Source organism: Gillisella vitis (assembly GCF_021559775.1).
Taxonomy (GTDB): Bacteria; Pseudomonadota; Alphaproteobacteria; order Rhizobiales; family Rhizobiaceae; genus Allorhizobium; species Allorhizobium ampelinum.
This window is the reverse complement of record NZ_CP056048.1, coordinates 856,909-879,145: the sequence shown is the minus strand read 5'-3', so window position 1 is coordinate 879,145 and position 22,237 is coordinate 856,909. Positions and strand designations below refer to the sequence as shown.

Below are 22,237 nucleotides of genomic sequence, written 5' to 3'. Positions count from 1 at the left end.
CCGGTTACTTGAGAATGTCTGAAAGAGGCGAAATGCGAATGCCCTCAGCGACCAGGGCGTCGCGCATATGGCGGACGATATCGAAAGCGCCCAGCGTGTCGGAATGGAAGCAGATGGTCTCAAATGGCACCTCGATATCCTTGCCCGTTACCGCCGTGACCTTGCCCTCCAGACAGGCACGCAGCACTTTCCGGGCAATGCCCGCAGGATCGGGACGCCCGGCATCGCGGGTAAAGACGATAGAGCCGCTTTCGTCATAATCGCGGTCAGCGTAGAATTCCCGCGCCACCGGTTGGCCTGCCTCGCGCGCAGCAATTTCTGTGGCCGAACCCGCCATGCACAGCACATAGGCATTGGGATTGGCGGTGCGCATATAGTGCACGAAAAGCTGCGCCAGTTCGGGATTGACAGCCATTTCCATGTAAAGCGCGCCGTGCGGCTTCACATGTTGCAGACTTGCCCCGTGACGACGCACGAATTCCTTCAGCGCTCCCACCTGATAGACGATATCGTTGACCAATTCGCGCGGCGTGCCGTTGATCTTACGCCGTCCAAAGCCCTGGAGATCGTCATAGCCGGGATGGGCGCCGATACCGACACCATGCTCCACCGCCAGCCGCACGGTTTCATCCATCAGGTTTGGATCGCCGGCATGAAAGCCGGTGGCGATATTGGCGGAACTGATCAGCCCCATCAACGCCTGATCGGCGGTGTCGCCGATCCGCCAGCGGCCAAAGGCCTCGCCCAGATCACAATTGATATCGACAGATTCAAGCGCCACAGTTAACCTCTATGCTTTATTTTTATGCAAAAAACTCATGTGCCGTCATTTTCGTCAGAAAAAACTAGGCAGAAAACCATCATTTGAAAAATGGTATTTTCAGAAAGCCATTATCTGATTTACTGATGGGACAAGCCTTGAAAGCCAGAGGAAAAATTTGAGTGATTTTCGGACCCTAGACCGCATAATCCAGGTGAATGCTTCAGAGATTACAATCAAAAGATGATTCATTCTGATTTTCAGATGGCGCTATCAAAAATAACGATGGGAGTTTATGACATGCCCCTCAGTCTTCGCCAGATCCGCTATTTCGTGGCGACCGCCGAATCCGGGCAAGTCTCGCAGGCCGCCGTCAACCTCGCCATCTCGCAATCGGCAGTGACCACGGCGATCAAGGAGCTTGAAACCATTGTCGGCGCGCCGCTGTTCGAGCGTACGCCGCACGGCATGGACCTGACAGAAGCCGGGCGTCTGCTGCTATCCCAGGCCTATGACATCCTGCGGAAGGTTGATGACATCACCACGCTCAATCCCGTCACAGGCAAGGTGCAGGGCAAGCTCAGCGTCGCTGCCAGCTATACGGTGATCGGTTATTTTCTGCCGCTGCATATCGAGCGGTTGAAACGGCAGTTTCCGGGTGTCGATATCCAGCTGTTCGAACTCAACCGGGAAAGCGTCGAGGAAGGTCTGCTCGCCAATCGCTATGACGTCGCCGTGCTGCTGACCTCAAACATTCTCAACCCGGAACTGACCACCGAAACCCTGCTGAATTCGCAGCGGCGGCTCTGGCTGCCCGCCCGCCATCCGCTGCTGACCCGTCCCTCGGTTGGCCTGAAGGACGTAGCAGAGGAAAACTATATCATGCTGACGGTGGATGAAGCGTCGCATACCACGCTGAAATACTGGAGCCCGACGCCCTACCAGCCGAAGGTCACGCTGCGGACATCCTCGGTCGAAGCCGTGCGCTCGCTGGTCGCCAATGGCCAGGGCGTCGCCATTCTCTCCGATATGGTGCATCGGCCATGGTCACTGGAGGGTAGACGAATCGAGACGGTCACACTGACCGATCCGGTACCATCCATGGATGTTGGCCTTGCCTGGCGACGCAATGCGGACTTCAGCCCGGCCATGGAGGCGTTCCGCGCTTATTTCCGGCGGGCCTTTCATATTCCGGGGTAGGTTTCCCTGCCCCGGAACCATAAGCGAATATCAGCCAAGACCGCCAATATGGAAGGTCTTCATTTCCAGATATTCCTCGATGCCTATCTGCGCGCCTTCGCGGCCAAGGCCGGATTGCTTGACGCCGCCAAAAGGTGCCACTTCCGTGGAAATCGCCCCGGTATTCAGGCCGATCATGCCTGCTTCCAACGCCTCGGCCACCCGCCAGGAGCGCTTCAGGCTTTCAGTGTAGAAATAGGCTGCCAAACCGAATGGCGTACCATTGGCAATCTCCAGCGCCTCTTCCTCCGTTTCGAACTTGAACAGCGGCGCGACCGGGCCGAAAGTCTCCTCGCTGGCCAGCAGCATATCGGTTGTCGCACCGGTCAAGACCACCGGTGCCGTAAACTGCGCACCCTGCGGCAATCTGTGGGCATCGGTGACGATCTTCGCGCCCTTGGAAACGGCATCCTCGACATGCTGACGAATCTTGCCAATCGCGGCTTCGTTGATCATCGGCCCGATGGAAACGCCTTGCTCGGTTCCGGGGCCAACCTTCATGGCATTGACCCGGGCCGTCAGCTTGGCCGCGAAGGCATCGTAGACACCTGATTGAACCAGGATGCGGTTGGCGCAAACGCAGGTCTGGCCGCCATTGCGGAATTTGCAGAGGATCGCACCTTCAACCGCCAGATCAAGATCGGCATCGTCGAACACGATGAACGGCGCATTGCCGCCAAGCTCCAGGCTGAGCTTCTTGATCGTATCGGCGGCACCGCGCATCAGCAGCGACCCGACCCGGGTCGAGCCGGTGAAGGAAATCTTGCGCACGACGTCATTGGCCATGATTTCATTGCCAATCTCGGTCGGCATGCCGGTGACGATATTGATGACACCCGCCGGAATACCGGCGCGCTCAGCCAGCACACCCAGCGCTAGCGCCGAATAGGGCGTGAAATCCGAGGGCTTGATGACCACGGTGCAGCCCGCCGCCAAGGCTGGGGCCACTTTGCGGGTAATCATCGCATTGGGGAAATTCCAGGGCGTGATGATGCCGCAGACACCAACCGGCTCCTTCAGCACAACGATGCGGCGGTCGGTGGTTGGCGAGGGAATGGTATGGCCACCGATGCGGCGGGCCTCTTCCGCAAACCATTTGACAAAGGAGGCACCGTAGCGGATTTCGCCGCGCGCCTCATCCAGCGGCTTGCCCTGTTCCATTGTCAGAATCAGCGCCAGATCCTCGACATGCTCGATCATCAGGCCGTACCAGGCTTCCAGCAGCCCGGCGCGCTCGGCATGGGTCTTTTTCTTCCAGAGCTTGAAGGCCTTTTCGGCAGCCTTGATGGCAGCGCTCGTGTCATCGGTGCCCATATCCGGCACCGTGCCGATCACCGTTTGCGTGGCCGGGTCGATAACGTCGATCACCTTGTTGGAGGCCGCACCGACCCATTCGCCGCCAATCAGGCCCTGCTGGCGCAGCAAGGTCTTGTCTTTGAGATTATGCATAGGAAGTCCTCAATTGAGTGAGACGAAAGGTCCGTCCTGCCGTTGAAACATAGGTAGTGATGCCGCCGCTGGCACCGTTGGAATTGGAAAATCTTTAATATCCGCGCTCACGATCAACAAGGCCAATCATCTCTTCACCAGCGCGATGACGACGGATATTGTCGATCACCGCTATGGCGGCAGTCTCCGGCTGGGTGACGCTGGCAATATGGGGCGTGATGATCACATTCGCCTGCCGCCATAAAGGATGGTCCGATGGCAGCGGTTCGGGATCGGTGACGTCGAGAAAAGCGCTGGCGAGCTGGCCGCTCTCGAGCGCAGCCAGCAACGCCGCCTGATCCAGTTGCGCACCACGCCCGGCGTGAACGAGCGATGCTCCGCGCGGCAGGCGGGCAAACAGTTCGGCATTGAGGAAATGCCGGGTCTCTGCTGTCAGGGGCAAAAGACAGACGAGAATATCGGTCTGCTCCAGCAGATCCGGCAGCACTTCTATTCCGGCATGACAGGTGACATCATCGATTTCACGCGGCGAACGGCTCCAGCCTGACAGCTGAAAGCCGAACGGTTTCAACCGCTCCAGCGCCGCCTGCCCCAGCAGGCCAAGGCCCAGCACCGTCACCCGTTGCCCAAGTGCCTGAGATATCGGCAAAGACTGCCATTCACCTTGCTGCTGCTGGCGAAGATAGGCTGGCAGCTTGCGATGAACGGAAAGCACGGCAAGGGTGATATATTCCTGCATCATCCGAACGATTCCATCCTCCACCATCCGCACCAGCTTGACGGTATCGGGCAGCCGGCCGGGATCGAACTGATCAACACCGGCGCCGATGCAAAACAGCACTTCGAGATTGGTATAACGCTCGATCTCCTGCGGCATTGCCCAGGTCATCAAGTAGCGGACATGTTTGGGATCGACCGGCGATGGCGCGACATGAAAATCCACATCGGGCATGTCGCGCGCGAAGGCCTGCGCGAAGACCGCGCCACGCACCGGATCTGAGTTGAAAAGAAAGGCCATGATTATCCTAGAACTGGACGGTCGCATCCGGCGCCATTGACGAGGCCTGTGCGACAAAAAAACGAGCGTTGGAAGTAGAAGTAACGCGCTTTCATCAGGCTAAGTGTCGCTCTTAGCCGAGTTTTCGATAAAACCTGCTGGAAATTCCTGCGATTTCAGTAGAATCTATCGCCTTATGAAGCTTTAGATAGGCGTCGGCTGCAAACCGACCCAATGCAAGGAAGACAATGTGACGGTGAAAACGTCGATCCAGGTGGAATCCTTTGAACTGACGTTGACCGACATTCATGATGTCGGCATCGAGCACCTGCATGGGCTTTCCGTCGCCGTCGGCTGGCCGCACCGGACGGAGGATTGGGCTTTTCTGCTGGCCAATGGCCAAGGCGTCGCGGCCATTGACCCGATTGATCGGGTGCTGGGCTCGGCCATGTGGTTTCCCATGGACGAAAATTTCGCCACCATCGGCATGGTGATTACCTCGCCACGCCTGCAAACGCAGGGAACAGGCCGCTGGCTGATGGAGCATATCCTCGGCAACATCTCCTTCGCACGGCTGGGGCTGAACTCTACCCGTGCGGCAAGACGCCTCTATCGCAGCATCGGCTTTGCCGTCGAAGCCCCGGTCTTTCAGTGCCAGGGCGAGGCAAGGCTATCCGAGGCCAAGCTCTCGCCGCAAACCGCAAAACTCGCCGATGGCGCACAGCTGCGCGCGATAATACCTGAGGATTTTCCGGATCTCGTCTCACTGGATGAACTTGCCTTCGGTGCAAATCGCCAGCGATGGCTTGGCAACCTCCTGCCCCTGTCCGAAGGTGTGGCACTGCTGCGCGCCGATAAAATCGTCGCTTATGCGCTGTCGCGGCCCTTCGGGCGTGGTCATGTCATTGGCCCGGTGGTCGCCGCAAGCGATGAAGATGCCATCGCCGTGACGCGACCTCATGTCGCACGCCATCAGGGGCGGTTCCTGCGGCTGGATACGCGGCATAGCTCCGGTGCCTTTGCGGAATTTCTGTTGGAATCTGGGCTTTCCCTGTTCGATACCGTCACCACAATGTCGCTTCGAGCAGCCTGGCCGGTCGGGCCAAAAGGGGAACCGGGAGCCGATGATGAGATCCCATCTGAGCCCCATGCCATCACTTATGGATTGGCGAGCCAAGCACTGGGTTGACTAAGACACCCGGACAGTCGTAAAGCGGCGCTCCCCTATCGGTTCGCAGGTGATTGACCGCTGCTTCGCGGTCTCTCCCTTAGGCTGATGCAAGACTTTTTTAACATCCATGTCTTACAGCGCGATGCGTCGGCGACGACATCTGCGTCACGCTGTAACATATTCAATATACTGCATAATTTTCAACCTGACCGGTTGCGGTTGGGCCGATTATGCTGTAGCAGCGCCACCCCGGCATCTCACCGCCGGGCCATTCATGAGTTGCGAGTATTATGCCAAGATTGACCCCTTCCGCTCCGGTATTTCATCGGAAAATCGAAACCTTTTGCGAAGTGCGGCTTGCGCCAGCACTTGCCAAATCCGATTATCAAAATTTGCGCAGCTATATGCTCGGCCTGATCGTTCGTCAGGCCACCCCGCCTTTGCATGGCGGACGTCCGAACTGGAAAGAAATCGGTGCCACCTGTCTGCTCAGTGAAGAGGGCCTCGCCACCGCGCGCCGCGAAGGCCGCCATGCTTTTGAAGCCATCATGCGCTGGGTCACGCTGGCCCAGAAGGCCAAGGCTGCGCCCGCACCGGCCCCTACTCCGGTCGCCCGTCCCGCCGCTGCCAAGACCATCATCCGCCCGGTCGGCATGCGCACCGTCTCTGCCAACAGCAACCGCCGCCCGGTGGATCGGATGCCCGCTGCGACCACAGCGACCACCACGACCCGCGCGACATTTGCCCCCAAGAAGGCTGGCGTTCGCGGCTAACATGTTTACGGACCGGCCCGTTTCGGGCCGGTCGTCTTCCTGATATTTCTCAGCCGTTGCGGAATGCATACCCATAGCCGTTCAGGGCCGGTGCGCCGCCCAAATGGGCGTAGAGCACTTTCGAGCCTTCCGGGAAATATCCCTTCTTCACCAGATCAATCATGCCCTGCATGGATTTCCCCTCATAGACGGGATCGGTGATCATTCCTTCGAGACGGCCGACAAGACGAATGGCATCCTTGGTTTCTTCCGAAGGGACGCCGTAAACCGGATAGGCATAATCCTCGACCAGGACGATATCCTCCGGGCGCATCTCACGGCCAAGCTTGACCAGATCCGCTGTGCGCTGGGCAATCTCCAGCACCTGGGCGCGGGTTTGATCCGGGGTGAAGGAGGCATCGATGCCGATAACATGGTCGGCGCGGCCATCCTTGGCAAAGCCAACCGCCATGCCGGCATGGCTGGAGCCGGTGACGGTGCAGACGACGATATAATCGAATGCAAATCCCAAAGCCGCTTCCTGCGCCCGCACTTCCTCGGCAAAACCGACATAGCCCAGCCCACCATATTTATGCACGGAAGCGCCAGCCGGGATAGCATAGGGCTTGCCGCCCGCCGCCTTCACCTCTTCAATTGCCTCTTCCCAGCTGCGGCGGATGCCGATATCGAACCCGTCGTCGACCAGCCGAACATCCGCACCCATGATGCGTGACAGCATGATATTGCCGACCCGGTCGTAAACCGCGTCTTCATGCGGCACCCAGGCTTCCTGTACGAGACGGCATTTGAAGCCGATCTTGGCGGCGACAGCCGCCACCATACGGGTATGATTGGACTGGACACCGCCAATCGACACCAGCGTATCGGCACCGGAGGCAATGGCATCCGGGATGATATATTCCAGCTTGCGCAGCTTGTTGCCGCCAAAGGCCAGACCCGAATTGCAATCCTCCCGCTTGGCGTAAAGCTGTACCTTGCCACCGAGATGATCGGTCAGCCGCTCCAGTTTTTCGATTGGTGTTGGGCCGAAGGTCAGGGGGTAACGGTCAAAAGCGTCGAGCATGGAATCCTCTTTGAAAATGGATGTTGATAATGCGCGGATGCTAGACTCTTGGATGTGAAAGGTGCTTTCTAAGTTGCGATAGAAAGTGTGTTCTATTTCAATATTTCTGAAATATATGATGTATTTTCTGCTATTTAATTCCTACAAATGAAAGATTCTTTCATGACTGAATCGCTGGATCGCATCGATCTGAAAATGATCCGCCTGTTGCAGAAAAACGGGCGCCTGACCAATGCCGAACTGGCCGAACAGGTCTCGATCAGCCCGGCGACTTGCCATAGGCGTACCCAGAAACTGTTTGCGCAGGGCTATATCACCGGTGTGCGGGCCATGGTGGCACCCGCCAAGGTCAACCGGGCGGCTCTGGTCATGGTCGGGGTGGTGCTGGACCGGTCAACACCGGACAGTTTTGCCGAGTTTGAAGCGGCGGTCGCCAAGCTGAATTTCGTGCTCGATTGCCATCTGGTGGCCGGCGATTTCGACTATTTTCTGAAAATCCGGGTCGGCGATATGGCCGATTTCAACCGCATTCACGGCAGTCAGTTGATCGCCCTGCCCGGCGTGCGGCAAACCCGAACCTTTTTCGTGATGAAGGAAGTGGTCGATAACCGGGCGCTGGAATTTTGATCAGCCAGCCTCTGCCGTGGCGCGGGCAAACGCTGCGAGCACCGTGCGCTCCGAGCGGACCAGATAAGAATCGAGAGCGCTAGCCGCCTCTTTCGCCTTGTCGGCTTCCAGAAGGCCAAGGATTTCGCCATTTAGTTCCACGAAAGGCGCATGCAACAGTTCTGGATCGTCCAGCAGCCCGAAGCTCAATCGTAGTTCCGCAGCGATTCGCGTATAGAAGTCGCTGAGGCGGCTACTGTCGGCGAGATCAACGATGGCGGCATGAAACTGCATATTGGCGCTGCCGACTCCCAGCCAGTCGCGGCTATTGCGACAGGCCCGCGCGGTTTCCACCGCCAACCGCATCCGCCGGACGGCGGGATGACCGGAAAACGCCTGTTCCAGCGCCTTGCATTCCACCAGTCGACGCACCCTGTAGATATCGATGATCGAAGCCATGCTGGGGGTGGCGACAAACACACCGCGATTGGCCTCGTGGCGCAGCAAGCCGTCCTTGGTCAGCAGCCGGAAGGCTTCACGCAGCGAATTGCGCGACACGTCGAGCCGGGTGCTGAGAGCTGCCTCCGACAGCCGCTGACCCGGTTTCAACTCCCCGGCGATCAGTTGATCGCGGATTTTTGTCACCAGCCGCTCCGCCAGCGAAAGGCTTTCATCCTCGTCTGCCATGGGTCCCTCTTGCCCAACCGCGAACATGTTCAACGGCTGCCATCTTTCGCCGGGACTATTGCCGATGCCCTCCGGCAGAGCAAGGCAGCGCGGAAAACGGGGCAGACTTGCCCACACCATTGGCATGACCTGCCGATATCGCAGGCATTTCGCTCATGAAATAAACAGAATGATGGAACGATAAAATAAAATTGTTCAACAATATTGACGGAATTGTGAAACGTGGCAGACTGCCTGCATGGATCATCCGCAGAGGGGCGGATGACGATAAAACGGAGCAAATCCATGGGGCAAAATAAGCTCGCCACCGCAGACACGAATTTAGAAGCAAACGGCGATCTGGGAACGCCAAAATCGGCCAAGGCAAAGCGTTACGCCTTGCTATCGGCCATGTTCCTGATGTCGATGTCGGCTGTCGGCCCAGGTTTCATTACTCAGACAGCCACTTTCACCGTCAAGCTCGGTGCAGCTTTTGCCTTCGGCATCTTCATTTCCATTATTATCGATTTCATCGTCCAGGCTAACATCTGGCGGCTCGTCACAGTGACCCGCATGCGCGCCCCGGCCATTGCCAACAGCGCCATTCCCGGCTCAGGTTACGTGCTGGCCGTACTGGTCATCATTGGCGGCCTGTTCTTCAATATCGGCAATATCGGCGGCGCGGGTCTGGGCTTCAACGCCATGATCGATCTCGATCCGAAGATCGGCGGTGCCATCGGCGCGCTTGCGGCCATCGGTATTTTCCTGTCACGCCGGGCAGGTGTCGCCATGGACCGGGTGGTCTTTGTCGCCGCCTTCGTCAAGCTCGCCCTCATTCTCTATGCAGCAATCGTCTCTGGCCCGCCGGTTGCAGAAGCGCTGCGCCAGACCATTCTGCCCGACACGATTGATTTCGCCACCATCACCACCATCGTCGGCGGCACCGTCGGCGGCTATATTACCTATGCTGGTGCCCACCGCCTGCTCGACAAAGGCATGGGCGGCGTTGAGAATATCGGTGCCGTCAACCGCGCGGCGTTCAGCGGCATCGCCATTACCGGCGTGCTGCGCTACATCCTGTTTCTCGCCATTCTCGGCGTTGTCGCCAGCGGCACGGTCATCGACCTTTCCGGCAAGGCTGCCAATCCGGCGGGCCAGGCCTTCCATGCGGCAGCGGGGAATATCGGCTTTCGTCTGTTCGGCGCGGTGCTGCTGGCATCGGCCATGACCAGCATTATCGGTGCGGCCTATACATCTGTCTCCTTCCTCACCGCCTTCAAGAAAGACATGACAGAGCGTCAGCGCAATTTTGCCACCGTCGGCTTCATCGCCTTCTCACTGGTGAGTTACATGCTGATCACCACCCCGCCCGCGGCCATGCTGGTCTTCGTTGGCGGCCTGAACGGTCTCGTCCTGCCCATCGGCCTGTCGATCTTCATCTATGCGGCTTGGGCGCGCTCCGACCTGATGGGCGGCTATCGCTATCCGCGCTGGCTTTTGATCCTCGGCGTCCTCACCTGCGCGCTGACATGGTACATGGCCTATAAATCAGTCGGGCCAATCTTCGCCCTGCTTGGCCTGTAAACGCGGACCGTTAAAAAAGGAAGGAAAGCACATGGCTGCCATCGATCTCAACAGCGACCTTGGGGAAAGCTACGGCGCATGGAGCATGGGCGACGATGCGGCCATGCTGGCCGTGGTCTCCAGCGCCAATATTGCCTGCGGTTTTCATGCGGGCGACCCGTCCGGCATCTGGAAAACCGTCAAGGCCGCCGCTGAAAACGGTGTATCGATTGGCGCCCATGTCTCCTATCCCGATCGCGTCGGCTTTGGCCGGCGCGACATGGACGTGACCAGTGAAGAGCTGATCGCCGACGTGATCTACCAGATCGGCGCCCTGAAAGGCATGGCGGCGGCGGCCAACACCCGCGTCACCTACGTCAAGCCGCATGGGGCGCTCTATAACCGGATTGCCAATGATGCCCGTCAGGGCCAAGCGGTGATCGATGCCGTCAAAGCCATCGATGCCTCGCTGGTGCTGATGGGTCTCGCAGGCGCACCCATCCTTGATCTCGCCCGCACGTCCGGCTTGAATACCGTGGCGGAAGCCTTTGCCGACCGCGCCTATACGCCGCAAGGCCAGCTCGTCTCGCGCCGGGAAGCGGGTGCTGTTCTGCATGACGCGGAAAAGATCGCCAGCCGCATGGTGCAGCTTGCCCGCCAAGGCACGTTGGAAGCCATCGATGGCAGCGTGATCAAGGTGGAAGCGCAATCAATCTGCGTGCATGGCGACAGCCCCGGCGCGGTCGCCATTGCCCAGGAAATCCGCAGGCGATTTGAGGCTGAGGGCATTGCCGTCCAGCCGTTTGTAACTGCTTAAAGCGTGTTGCGGCTTATCAGCCTCAAGCAACACGCTTTAAGTTTTTGTTTTTACGCATGTCGTCACCGCAAAACCGCTGCACACTTTTGCGCGACATGCTCTAGGGAGAGAGACGATGATTGCCTTGAAGCATCTGGCGCATTGGGATGTCGAACCGGCGCGTGCTGCACGCACCCGGTATCGCAATGGAGACGTGGAACCTACATCTGGCGTCGCCCCCGGCTTTACCCAGGCCAATATGATCGTGCTGCCACGCGACTGGGCCTTTGACTTCCTGCTCTATGCGCAACGCAATCCCAAGGCCTGCCCGGTCCTTGACGTCTCCGATCCGGGCTCGCATCTGACGGAACTCGCCAAGGGTGCGGATCTGCGCACCGATCTGCCGCTCTACCGGATCTGGCGCGATGGCAAGCTGGCCGAGGAAACACCCGACGCTACCGCCGCTTGGGCCGAGCATCCCGATCTCGTCAGCTTCCTGATCGGATGCAGCTTCACCTTTGAGACGCCGATGGTGGAGGCCGGCATCGAGATCCGCCACATGACAGATAACAGCAATGTGCCGATGTATCTGACCAATCAACCCTGCCGCCCGGCAGGCCGTTTACATGGCAATATGGTGGTGTCGATGCGGCCAATTCCTGCCTCGCGGGTGGCCGATGCTGCGACGATTTCCGGGCGGTTCCCGGCTGTGCATGGCGCACCGGTTCATGTCGGCGCGCCGGAACAGATCGGTATTGTGGATCTGGCCAAGCCGCAATTCGGCGATCCCGTCCGCATCGAGCCGGGCGAAGTGCCGGTGTTCTGGGCCTGTGGCGTCACCCCGCAGGCAGCCGTAATGGCATCGGGCGTACCCTTTGCCATCACCCATGCGCCCGGCCATATGTTCATCACCGATATTCCCGATTCCGCCTATCACGCCTGAGGTTCCGATGCGCTTTCTCCCCGTCAGCCTGACGACGATGCTGGTCGAGCTTGCCAATCTCGATGAGACGCTGGCCCTGTTCGCCTCGCTTCAGGCAAGCCCCATCCCCGGCATCGATGAAATGGTACCCGCCGCCCGGACCTTGATGATCCGGTTTCGTCCGCAGACCATCAATGCGCAAGCCCTGGCGGCTGAGGTCAGCACCCGCGACCTGTCCGCCAAACTGGCCCCATCCGATCATCTGGTCGAAATACCCGTAGACTATGACGGCGAAGATCTGGCCGACGTGGCAGACTTGACCGGACTTGCCGTGGAAGAGGTTATCCGCCGCCATACGGAAAGCACGTTTACGGTTGCTTTTTGTGGCTTTGCGCCGGGCTTCGGCTATCTCGTCGGTGGCGACCCTGCCTTGCACGTGCCGCGCCGTAAAAGCCCGCGCACCCGCATTCCCGCTGGTGCCGTGGCACTGGCAGGTGCCTTCAGCGGCGTCTATCCCCAGGCAAGCCCCGGCGGTTGGCAAATCATCGGCGTGACACCGGAGAAAATGTGGGATCTCAGCCGCGATCCGCCAGCGCTGTTTCAGCCCGGCTATCAGGTGCGCTTCACCGATATGGCGAAAGCGGTCCATTCTGTTGTTATTCCTGCAAGCGCAGAAGCCTCTGTGAGTCTGTCTGGCAGCGTTCATGAGACGGATGGCGCAGGGCATTTAACCGTGCTTGCCGCCCCCATGCCTGCGGTGTTCCAGGACCTTGGCCGTCTCGGCCAGACCGGCCAGGGCGTGTCCGCCTCCGGCGCTCTGGACCAGGGGGCCTTGAAGGCAGCCAATCGGGTGGTGGGCAATCCATCTGATTTCCCTTGTCTGGAAATTACGCTCGGTGGATTTTCCTTTGAAAGTGATAGCCGGGCCGTCATCACGCTGACCGGTGCGCCCTGCCCGGTCACTATTCGGGATGCCTCAGGCCGAGTCACTCAGGCTGAAACCTATCAGCCAATTGCGCTGGAACCCGGCGATACCGTCAGCCTTGGCCAGCCGCCGCAGGGAATGCGCAGCTATCTTGCCGTGCGGGGTGGCTTTGCGGTCCAGCCGGTGCTGGGCAGCTATGCCACCGATACGCTGGCCGTCGTTGGACCTGAGCCGGTGACGGCAGACACGGTTCTGACGCTGAAGGGCAACAGCGAGGGTCTCACCGCCGTTTCACTGCATGAATCTCCACCGCAGAACCTGCCGAGTGCAGGCGATATCGTCACGCTGGACATCGTACTTGGACCGCGCACCGATTGGTTCACCGAAAAAGGTCTGGCGACGCTGACGGACCAGCTTTGGCAGGTGACACCGCAATCCAGCCGCGTCGGCATCCGGCTTGCGGGCGACGTGCCGCTGGAACGGATCGATAGCGCCGAACTGCCAAGCGAAGGCACCGCCACCGGGGCCATTCAGGTGCCGCATAGCGGTCAGCCGGTGCTGTTTCTGGCCGACCATCCGTTGACCGGTGGCTATCCTGTCATCGGCACGGTTGCCGAATATCATCTGGATCTTGCGGGACAGATCCCGATCAACGCCCGCATCCGCTTCCGGCCCATTACCCCTTTCGCAGACATCGCCCCTGCCCCCGCCCCTGTCCTTGGCCCTGCCGCGAACGCATAACGATAAAAGAGGAGACACCGATGAAGAAAGTGCTGATCGCCAACCGAGGCGAAATCGCCGTTCGCATCATCCGCGCCTGTCGCGATTACGGCCTGCAATCCGTCGCAGTCTATGCCGATCCGGATATCGACGCGCTGTTCGTGCAGCTTGCCGATGAGGCCTATGGGCTGTCCGGTGCCAAACCGTCAGAGACCTATCTCGATATCGCCAAACTGATTGATATTGCCAAACGGTCCGGCGCGGACGCCGTCCATCCCGGCTACGGCTTCCTGTCGGAGCGCGCCGAATTTGCCCGTGCGGTCATCGATGCCGGTCTGACCTGGATCGGCCCTGATCCGCAGGTTATCGAGGCGCTGGGCGACAAGGTCGAGGCACGCCGGATTGCCACCAGCGTCGGCGCGCCACTGGTGGCGGGCAGCGATGGGCCGGTGGACACCGCCGAGGAAGTGATTGCCTTTGCTGAGCGCCACGGCCTGCCTGTTGCCATCAAGGCGGCCCATGGCGGCGGTGGGCGTGGCTTGAAAGTCGCCTGGAAAATGGAAGAAATTCCGGAGCTTTACGCATCGGCTGTGCGCGAGGCGACCGTGGCTTTTGGCCGTGGCGAATGCTTTCTGGAACGCTTCCTCGACCGGCCCCGCCATATCGAAGCGCAGGTGATTGCCGATAAGCACGGCACCGTGCTGGTGCTCGGCACGCGCGATTGCTCTTTGCAGCGGCGAAACCAGAAACTGGTGGAAGAGGCCCCCGCCCCCTTCCTCACCGATGCTCAACGCCAATCCATCCATGATGCCGCAAAAGCGATCTGCGCAGCAGCGGGCTATAGCGGTGCTGGAACGGTGGAATTTCTGCTGGGCGTTGACGGTACGATTTCCTTCCTCGAGGTGAATACCCGGCTACAGGTCGAGCATCCCGTAACGGAAGAAACCACTGGCATCGATCTCGTCATCGAACAGTTCCGCATTGCAGAAGGCCTGCCTTTGGCGATCACGCAAACACCCGTGCCTCGCGGTCATTCGATTGAGTTTCGCATCAATGCCGAAGATCCGGGCCGTGGCTTTCTGCCAACACCTGGCACGATCACCCGGTTTACGGCCCCGTCCGGCCCCGGCGTGCGGCTCGATAGCGGCGTCGATACCGGCTCCACCATTCCTGGCGTCTACGATTCGCTGATGGCCAAGCTGATCGTCACCGGTGCCACTCGCGAGCAAGCTTTACGGAGGGCAAGACGCGCCCTGAAGGAATTTCAGATCGAAGGCGTGGCGACCGTGTTGCCCTTCCACCGTGCCGCGATGGAAACCGCCGATTTCATCGGCACCGACGGCTTCAAGGTCCATACCCGTTGGATCGAGACCGACTTCGCCGCCATGCCCGAGGCGGCCATGCGGCCGGAGCCGGTGACCGACACGTCGCTGATCCGCACTCATGTGGAAATCGATGGCAAGCGCCATGCCCTCGGCATTCCGGCCCAGCTTCTCGCCGGGCTTGGCAGTCTCTCAGTCAATGCCGGACAGGCTGTAACAAGCGATGCGGGAAATACGCCGGAAAAAGGCGCCATCACCGCCCCGGTGTCCGGCACGGTACAATCATTCAAGGTGAAGGATGGAGATCGGGTTACGGCAGGTGATCTTCTCGCCGTCATGGAGGCGATGAAGATGGAAACGCAGATCATGGCGACAACAGCCGGAACCGTCAGTCTCGTCGCAAGCGAAGGCGACTATCTGGCTGCGGGAAGCCTGCTCTTGAAGATTGTCGCTTAACACGTTGGGGTTTCTCCACCCTCGGAAAAGTCCGAGGGTGGAGACGTAGCAATGCAATGCCGTTTCAAAAAACTTACGAAAAATCCAACGCGCGGTCGCCGTCTTCATCCTTGATGCGGGTCGGCAGGCCGATATGGTTGAGAATGTTGAGGAAAGGCCGTGGCGGCAATTCTTCGACATTGGCCATTTTCTTCACGTCCCATTCGCCGGTTGCAACCAGCATGGCAGCCGCGACGGGCGGAACGCCAGCCGTGTAGGAAATGCCCTGGGAGCCGACTTCGTTATAGGCTTCCTTGTGGTCAGCGACATTGTAGATGAAGACGGTCTTTTCCTTGCCGTCCTTCAGACCCTTCACATAGTCACCAATGCAGGTCTTGCCTTCATAGTCGGGCGCCAGCGATGACGGGTCAGGCAGGCAGGCCTTGACCACTTTCAGCGGCACGACGTCCGAGCCATCGGCCAGCTTGACCGGCTGTTCGGACAGCAGACCAATGCTCTTCAGCACGGTAAACACGTTGATATAGTGGTCGCCGAAGCCCATCCAGAAGCGCACATCGGCACCGTCCATGTTCTTGGCCAGCGAATGCACTTCGTCATGACCGCAGAGATAGGCGCGGCGCGTGCCAACCACCGGCAGGTCGTAATCCTTGCCGATCTCGAACATCTTGTTGACCTGCCATTCGCCCTTCTGCCAGGAATAGACGACACCGGTGAACTCGCGGAAATTGATTTCCGGGTCGAAATTGGTGGCGAAATACTTGCCATGGCTGCCGGCATTGATATCGACGATATCGACATCCGTGACCTTGTCGAGATATTCGTCCTTGGCAAGTCGGGCATAGGCATTGACCACGCCGGGATCGAACCCAGCGCCGAGAATGGCGGTAATGCCCTTCTCTTCACATTCTGCGGCCCGCTTCCATTCGTAGTTTCCATACCATGGCGGCGTTTCACAGATCTTGTTCGGCTCTTCGTGGATCGCGGTGTCGATATAGGCAACGCCGGTATCCATGCAGGCGCGCAGCACCGACATGTTGAGGAAAGCGGTGCCGACATTGATGACGATCTGCGAGCCGGTCTTTTCGATCAGCGCCTTGGTGGCGTCGATATCCAGGGCGTCCAGCGCATGGCCTTCCAGCACGCCCGGCTGCTTCATGGCGTTCTTTTCATGCACGGAGGCGATGATGGCGTCGCATTTGCCCTTGGTGCGCGAGGCGATATGGATATCGCCCAGCACGTCGTTATTCTGGGCGCATTTATGCGCAACGACCTGGGCGACGCCGCCAGCGCCGATAATGAGCACGTTCTTCTTCATGATGCGGACTAACTCCTTTTGTCCAATCGTCAGAAGCCTCAGGAGAGGCTTTGTTCAAAGTCCGCATAGGAAAACTCGCGGACAGTCCTGATGCTGCCATCCAGTTCACGGATGGCGATGGACGGCATTTTCACGCCGTTAAACCAGTTCTTCTTGACCATCGTATAGCCTGCGGCATCCTGGATGGAAATCCGGTCGCCGACCTTCAAGGCTTCAGGGAAACGAAACTCGCCAAATACATCGCCTGCCAGGCACGATTTGCCGCAAATCATATAGCTGTGGTCACCTGCATTCGGCTCCAGTTTGGCGGTTTCGCGGTAGATCAGCAGATCGAGCATATGCGCCTCGATGGAACTATCGACAATGGCGAGGTTCTTGCCATTATACAGCGTATCCAGAACCGAGACTTCCAGCGTCGTTGATTTGGTGATCGAGGCCTCGCCCGGCTCCAGATAGACCTGAACGCCATACTCGCCTGAAAACCGCTTTAGCCGCTCGGCAAACTGCGCCAGCGGATAATCCTCGCCGGTAAAGTGAATGCCGCCGCCAAGGCTAACCCATTCGGCGCGATGCAGAAGCGATCCGAATTTCGCCTCGATGTCCGAGAGCATGCTGTCAAACAGCGCGAAATCCTTGTTTTCGCAATTGTTATGGATCATGAAGCCGCTAATGCGGTCCATGACCTTTTCCACCTTGGCCGCATCCCATTCCCCAAGCCGCGAAAACGGCCGGGCCGGATCGGCAAGGTCAAAGCTGGACGAGCTGACCTGCGGGTTCAGCCTCAAGCCGCGGGTAATGCCGGAGGCCTTGTCGCCATAGCGCTCCAGCTGACCGACCGAGTTGAAGATGATCTTGTCTGCGTGGGAAATCACCTCGTCAATTTCATTGTCGCCATAGGCAACGCTATAGGCATGGGTCTCGCCGCCGAATTTCTCGCGGCCGAGCCGGACCTCGTAAAGCGAGGACGAGGTGGTGCCATCCATATAGTCGCGCATCAGGTCGAACACCGACCAGGTGGCAAAACATTTCAACGCAAGCAACGCCTTGGCGCCGGAGGTCTCGCGCAGAAGCGCGATCTTTTCCATATTGGAAAGGAGCTTGCTCTTGTCGATGAGATAAAACGGGGTCTGAAGCACGATGGCTACGCCTTTCCATGAATTCGAAGGGGTCGTTTAAGAAATCTGGCCCTTGAAGGCAAGTCGCTCCGGCCTTTTCCCGGAAAAATGCTTCAACCTGATGACATCCCATTATTTTTCCAGCCGAAAAGAGCTCATATCCTCCCGGATGAAGATATTACGAATATCTCAAATGCATCAGTGACTTGAGCTTGTCGCAAATTAGAGCGGATTTTCGCCATGGAGATGCTAAACACTGGCGGGAGCATTGCGGAGAAAGACCATGATGGACAAAGCGGTTCTGACGGATCATCGCGAATATCCTGCCGATCAGGGCAATCTTCTGGACGCATGGTCCATTGAGGTCACTCCGCGCACGGCAGCGAAAATCGCCAGTTTTCAGGCGCTGCTGCCAGCGGGTACCCGAATCTATATCGCCCATGTCGATGGCACACCTTTCGAGGACATGGTCGCGACCGCCAGGCGCCTTCATGGGCAAGGCTTTCCGGTCATGCCGCATATTCCAGCTCGCAGTATCGCCGATGTCACGCAACTGGAAGACCTGTTGAAGCAATACCGGGATGAAGCCGATGTGCGCCAGGCCCTTCTGCTGGCCGGCGGCATCGCAAAGCCACGCGGCACGCTTTCCAGTTCGATGGAGCTGATAGAAACCGGCTTGTTCGACAGGCTCGGTTTTACGCATCTGCATATTGCCGGCCACCCCGAAGGCAACCGCGATATTGATGCCGATGGCTCCACCACGCAAATCGATGCGGCCCTGCGCTGGAAAGTTGATTTCGCCAGCCGAACGGATGCGCAGATGGCCATCGTCACCCAATTTGCCTTCGATGCCAAAGTTATCATCGACTGGGCCGAGCGAATCGACGCCCTCGGGATCGGATTGCCGATCCATGTCGGCATTGCCGGACCTGCAAAGCTCCAGACATTGATCAAATATGCAATATCCTGCGGGGTCGGGCCGTCTTTGAAAGTGCTGCAAAAACGCGCGCTCGACCTGCGTAAACTGCTAATGCCTTATGAGCCGACGGACATGGTTGGGCAGTTGATCGCCTACAAGGCCGAAAATCCGCAGAGCAACATCAGCAAGCTGCATCTGTTTCCGCTTGGCGGCATCGAGCCTGCGGCCCGTTGGATCGACCAATATAAGCCCTGAGGACGACTATCCGGCTTTGGTTTTTGAGCCTGCAAAAGCGGCAATGACAGCCACGCAAAACACCGAGATGATGAAAATCGCGCCGGACATCGCGTAGATCGTCGGAGACGCGCCGCCATTCATCTTGCCGAACAACACGACCGGAAGCGTATTCTGCCGCCCAGCCAGATAGAAGGCGCGGGTAAACTCGTTCAGCGACAAAAGAAACGAGAAGATGAAGGCGCTAATCAGGCCTGGGCGGATCAGCGGCATGGTAATGTCACGAAACTGCCGCCAGCGGCTGGCGCCGAGATCCGCTGCCGCCATCAGGAAGACGGGCCGCACGGCGGAAAAACCGGTGAGAATGACGATAAACGCGAAGGGCATGGCCCAGAGCAGGTGTCCGGCTGTCAGTGTCCAGATCGAGGCCTTGATGCCGCTGCGGCTGAACACCGTGGACAGCGCCAGCCCCTGGATGACACCCGGCACGAACATCGGCAGGATCACGGCAAGAAACCATATGTCGCGGGTTCTTCGCAGCTCGAAATAGGCAAGTGCCGCCATAAGCGATAGCAGCGTGGCGCCCGTTGCCGTCAACAGGGCAACGCTGGCTGATTGCCAAAGGGCAGCCATCAGCGCTGTTTCCGCTGGAAGGGCGGCATACCATTTCACCGTCAGATCCGACAGGTTTGGCAGGCCGGGCTGGAGCGACGGATTGAAGGAAACCCCCAGCAGATAAAGTGGCGGCGCATAGATCGCGACAAGGCCGAAAATCGTCATGGTCCAAATCAATATCTGGTTTGCCCGACCTTCCGCGCTCATCATGCCGAACGATCCCCAAACAGAGCCGCCAGGCCGAACAGCCGGTTTCCAACTAGCACCATGCCGAACACCACGATCAGGACGATGGTGGAGATTGCAAAGGCCAGTGGGTAATTTGCCACCCGCATCACATCATTGATCATCACGGTCACGATGGAGGCCCCTGCCCCGCCAAGCATTTGCACTTCAGTAGAAGACCCAGCGACCATGACGAACACGAACAGGAAGCCAGCAAACAGACCGGACCGGGTGAGCGGCAGGAGAATGGTGACGAGTATGCGCCAGAAGCCGGCGCCGAGATCCTGCGCGGCGGCGAGCACGGTCGCATCCACACGGCGCATGGCGAGCAGCAAGGGAAAGGTGGCAAACGGCAGATAGGAAGCGACCAGCCCGACAATGACAGCGAAATCACTGAACAGCAGCCAATCGACGGGCGAGTTGGTCAAGCCGAAATGTTGCAGCCAACCGTTGATCACCCCGGTCCGCCCCAGCACCAGCCGCCAGGAAAACGAGCGGATCAGATAGGAGGTGAAGAACGGAATCGTCATCAGAGCCAGGAGCACTACCGACAGCCTGCGGCCAGCCAGAAAATGCACCGCATAGGCGGCGGGATAAGCGAAAACCAGACAGATCACCGCCGTCAGGAAGGCCTTGGCAAGCGTGGAGACAATCACCGTCCAGCGTCCGGCCTGGAGAATGGCGGCGTAGCCTGCCAGGCTGAGATCAGGCTTGATCCAATAGGTCGATGGGTCCCAGGACCAGAAGCTCCACACCAGCACCACCAGCAACGGCGCCAACCCAAGCGCCAGCAGCGCCAGCAACGGCGGCGCCATCAGCAGGACAGGCAGTCGTCCGGTCGATTTCATGCACGCTCCATGGGTGATTATGCTGCAAATTTAGAGCACTGCGACATTTTTTATGAGTTTTACAAAACGCATGACGCATTCAAATCATCAGGGACCTGTCGCCGGGCGAAACACGGCGACAGGCTGGCTTTAGAATTTGTCAGGGAAAAGTGGAAACCGGTTTTCCCGAAAAGACAAACGAAAACAAGCGAATCTAGAGTCTGTCTGGTTTAATATGAACCTGACAGACTCTAGTATTTATGCCCCAAAACCACAGATGCGGTCTTACAGTCTGTTGCGGCGATTATTGGATAGACTGTTAAGCATTGCGGAGTTTCTGCCACCACTCTTCATAGAGCTGGAAATTGTCCGGCCGGGTATTCTGCCAGAAGACCTTGCCGGCGAACTTGGCTTTAACGTGTTCGGCCCGTGCCTGAACCTCTTCGGGATTGTATTCGTCGGGATGTGCCTTGGCATAGACGACGTTGTTGTCAGTTGGGACGAGATAGCCCCGCGCCTTGCCAAGCTCGCAGCCATAGAGACCGCCCAAAAGGCCATTGACGAATTGATGCGCGGCATCGCTCACACCGCGTTCACCAGCACCCTTCAGCAGAACCGTATTGTTGGCCCAGCCTTCATAGCCCTCGACGGGGGCGGCATAATCGACTTTCAGTCCACGCTTGCGGCCTTCATAGACAATCGGCTCCCAGCCGGTCATCGCGTCAACTTCTTCATTGGCAACCAGCTGGACACCCTGTTCCCAGCCATTCCAGAAAGTGCGGAACTGTCCGTCCTTCTTGTGCTTGATCAGGAATTCCATCACCAGACCAAGTTCGGATTCGCTCAGATTGCCCGGGTCCTTGATCGGCTTGTTTTCGCTTTCCTTGAGGTAGATCGCAGCGAAGACCGCGCTGTTGATCCAGGCGTCCTCCATGGCGACCTTGCCCTTCATCTTCGGGTCGAAGATCACGCCATAACTATCAACCTTGCCAAGCTTATCGGAGCGATAGATGATCGAGTCGGCATTCACAACGGTCGGAATGCCGTATTGCATGCCGTCGTGCTTGAGGTAAGGAATGTCGCGCGCCCATTGCCAGATGCTGTCGTAATTGGCGATCTTGCTGACATCCCAAGGGATAATCGCGCCTTGACGGGCCAATTCCTTTTCAGCACCGCCCTGAAAACCGCCAATGTCGAACAAATCATTGGCATTGCCGGCGGCCAGACGGGCAATGACAGGACCAAGGTCGTTGCCATTGTCGGTAAATTCTGGCTTTACACCATTTTGGGTGGCAAATTCCGCCCATTTCTCACCGATATCAAGCGTCGCCGTGCCCCAGAAAGCCACAGACTTCGCCTCTGCGGCAAAGGCCGAACGGCCAAGGCCCAGATGACCGGCCGCCAGCGCCAATCCGCCGGCACCGGCAAATTTCAAGAGGTCGCGCCGTTGCATGTTGCTTCGGTTGACCGAAAATCCATTTTTCAAAGTCGTTGTCATTGTTGTTCCCTTGTTCTCACTGATGAGACCCCATTTTATGCACGTCTCATGCCACAGACGG

20 protein-coding genes are annotated in these 22,237 nt (G+C 58.5%); 10 read left to right on the top strand and 10 right to left on the bottom strand.

From position 1 onward, the window contains the following. Nucleotides 1-4: 4 nt before the first annotated feature. Nucleotides 5-781, bottom strand: coding sequence for a 5-oxoprolinase subunit PxpA (locus AVCG78_RS20925; RefSeq protein ID WP_071206209.1), 777 nt, complete (start codon nt 779-781; stop codon nt 5-7). Between the two features lie 279 nt (nt 782-1,060). On the opposite strand from AVCG78_RS20925, the gene AVCG78_RS20920 reads away from it, so the two are divergent. Beyond that, a complete protein-coding gene (locus AVCG78_RS20920) occupies nt 1,061-1,960 on the top strand; it encodes a LysR family transcriptional regulator (protein ID WP_071206246.1) in 900 nt (299 codons plus the stop codon). A 30-nt stretch (nt 1,961-1,990) separates the two neighbouring features. Here the strand turns inward: AVCG78_RS20920 and AVCG78_RS20915 are convergent, their stop codons facing one another. Then, complete coding sequence (locus tag AVCG78_RS20915) at nt 1,991-3,448, bottom strand: NAD-dependent succinate-semialdehyde dehydrogenase (protein WP_071584388.1); 1,458 nt, start codon at nt 3,446-3,448, stop codon at nt 1,991-1,993. A gap of 94 nt (nt 3,449-3,542) precedes the next feature. Beyond that, entirely contained in the window at nt 3,543-4,466 is a 924-nt protein-coding gene (locus tag AVCG78_RS20910) for a 2-hydroxyacid dehydrogenase (RefSeq protein WP_071206212.1), read from the bottom strand. 229 nt (nt 4,467-4,695) lie between these two features. Here AVCG78_RS20910 and AVCG78_RS20905 point away from each other — a divergent pair, with 229 nt between their 5' ends. Next, nucleotides 4,696-5,634, top strand: a complete 939-nt coding sequence (locus tag AVCG78_RS20905) for a GNAT family N-acetyltransferase (RefSeq protein ID WP_071206213.1) — start codon at nt 4,696-4,698, stop codon at nt 5,632-5,634. A 272-nt stretch (nt 5,635-5,906) separates the two neighbouring features. Beyond that, complete coding sequence (locus AVCG78_RS20900; RefSeq protein WP_012654147.1) at nt 5,907-6,389, top strand: hypothetical protein; 483 nt, start codon at nt 5,907-5,909, stop codon at nt 6,387-6,389. Between the two features lie 49 nt (nt 6,390-6,438). Here AVCG78_RS20900 and AVCG78_RS20895 read toward each other — a convergent pair whose 3' ends face one another. After that, nucleotides 6,439-7,452: a 1-aminocyclopropane-1-carboxylate deaminase gene (locus AVCG78_RS20895; protein ID WP_012654146.1), complete on the bottom strand. Its 1,014-nt coding sequence runs from the start codon at nt 7,450-7,452 to the stop codon at nt 6,439-6,441. Between the two features lie 162 nt (nt 7,453-7,614). Between AVCG78_RS20895 and AVCG78_RS20890 the strand changes: the two genes are divergently transcribed. Next, entirely contained in the window at nt 7,615-8,079 is a 465-nt protein-coding gene (locus AVCG78_RS20890; protein ID WP_071206248.1) for an Lrp/AsnC family transcriptional regulator, read from the top strand. On the opposite strand, the gene AVCG78_RS20885 is transcribed toward AVCG78_RS20890, so the two are convergent. Next, a complete protein-coding gene (locus AVCG78_RS20885; RefSeq protein WP_071584551.1) occupies nt 8,080-8,745 on the bottom strand; it encodes a GntR family transcriptional regulator in 666 nt (221 codons plus the stop codon). Between the two features lie 285 nt (nt 8,746-9,030). Here AVCG78_RS20885 and AVCG78_RS20880 point away from each other — a divergent pair, with 285 nt between their 5' ends. The 5 genes from AVCG78_RS20880 (at nt 9,031) to AVCG78_RS20860 (ending at nt 15,428) form a co-directional block, all read left to right on the top strand. After that, nucleotides 9,031-10,308, top strand: coding sequence for an NRAMP family divalent metal transporter (locus AVCG78_RS20880; protein ID WP_156601658.1), 1,278 nt, complete (start codon nt 9,031-9,033; stop codon nt 10,306-10,308). A 31-nt stretch (nt 10,309-10,339) separates the two neighbouring features. Further along, nucleotides 10,340-11,104 (top strand): LamB/YcsF family protein, encoded by a 765-nt coding sequence (locus AVCG78_RS20875; protein ID WP_071206219.1) that lies wholly within the window; start codon nt 10,340-10,342, stop codon nt 11,102-11,104. A 115-nt stretch (nt 11,105-11,219) separates the two neighbouring features. Further along, the gene (locus tag AVCG78_RS20870; RefSeq protein WP_071206221.1) at nt 11,220-12,026 is read left to right on the top strand and encodes a putative hydro-lyase; all 807 of its coding nucleotides are present in this window, start codon (nt 11,220-11,222) and stop codon (nt 12,024-12,026) included. Nucleotides 12,027-12,033: 7 nt separating this feature from the next. Then, nucleotides 12,034-13,671 carry a 5-oxoprolinase subunit B/C family protein gene (locus AVCG78_RS20865; protein ID WP_071206223.1) on the top strand — a complete coding sequence of 546 codons (1,638 nt, stop codon included), beginning with the start codon at nt 12,034-12,036 and terminating at the stop codon, nt 13,669-13,671. 20 nt (nt 13,672-13,691) lie between these two features. Then, nucleotides 13,692-15,428, top strand: a complete 1,737-nt coding sequence (locus AVCG78_RS20860; RefSeq protein WP_071584391.1) for an acetyl/propionyl/methylcrotonyl-CoA carboxylase subunit alpha — start codon at nt 13,692-13,694, stop codon at nt 15,426-15,428. Between the two features lie 73 nt (nt 15,429-15,501). On the opposite strand, the gene AVCG78_RS20855 is transcribed toward AVCG78_RS20860, so the two are convergent. Next, the gene (locus AVCG78_RS20855) at nt 15,502-16,743 is read right to left on the bottom strand and encodes a saccharopine dehydrogenase family protein (protein WP_012654138.1); all 1,242 of its coding nucleotides are present in this window, start codon (nt 16,741-16,743) and stop codon (nt 15,502-15,504) included. A gap of 38 nt (nt 16,744-16,781) precedes the next feature. Next, nucleotides 16,782-17,879 carry a carboxynorspermidine decarboxylase gene (gene nspC, locus AVCG78_RS20850; protein ID WP_012654137.1) on the bottom strand — a complete coding sequence of 366 codons (1,098 nt, stop codon included), beginning with the start codon at nt 17,877-17,879 and terminating at the stop codon, nt 16,782-16,784. 262 nt (nt 17,880-18,141) lie between these two features. Between nspC and AVCG78_RS20845 the strand changes: the two genes are divergently transcribed. Continuing rightward, a complete protein-coding gene (locus tag AVCG78_RS20845; RefSeq protein ID WP_071206228.1) occupies nt 18,142-19,032 on the top strand; it encodes a methylenetetrahydrofolate reductase in 891 nt (296 codons plus the stop codon). Between the two features lie 6 nt (nt 19,033-19,038). Here the strand turns inward: AVCG78_RS20845 and AVCG78_RS20840 are convergent, their stop codons facing one another. From AVCG78_RS20840 to AVCG78_RS20830, 3 genes are all read right to left on the bottom strand, one after another. Further along, nucleotides 19,039-19,836, bottom strand: a complete 798-nt coding sequence (locus AVCG78_RS20840) for an ABC transporter permease (RefSeq protein WP_071206230.1) — start codon at nt 19,834-19,836, stop codon at nt 19,039-19,041. Next, complete coding sequence (locus AVCG78_RS20835; protein WP_071206232.1) at nt 19,833-20,699, bottom strand: ABC transporter permease; 867 nt, start codon at nt 20,697-20,699, stop codon at nt 19,833-19,835. The genes AVCG78_RS20840 and AVCG78_RS20835 overlap by 4 nt, the downstream gene beginning before the upstream one ends. A 298-nt stretch (nt 20,700-20,997) precedes the next feature. Beyond that, nucleotides 20,998-22,176 (bottom strand): ABC transporter substrate-binding protein, encoded by a 1,179-nt coding sequence (locus tag AVCG78_RS20830; RefSeq protein WP_071206235.1) that lies wholly within the window; start codon nt 22,174-22,176, stop codon nt 20,998-21,000. Nucleotides 22,177-22,237 lie beyond the last annotated feature (61 nt).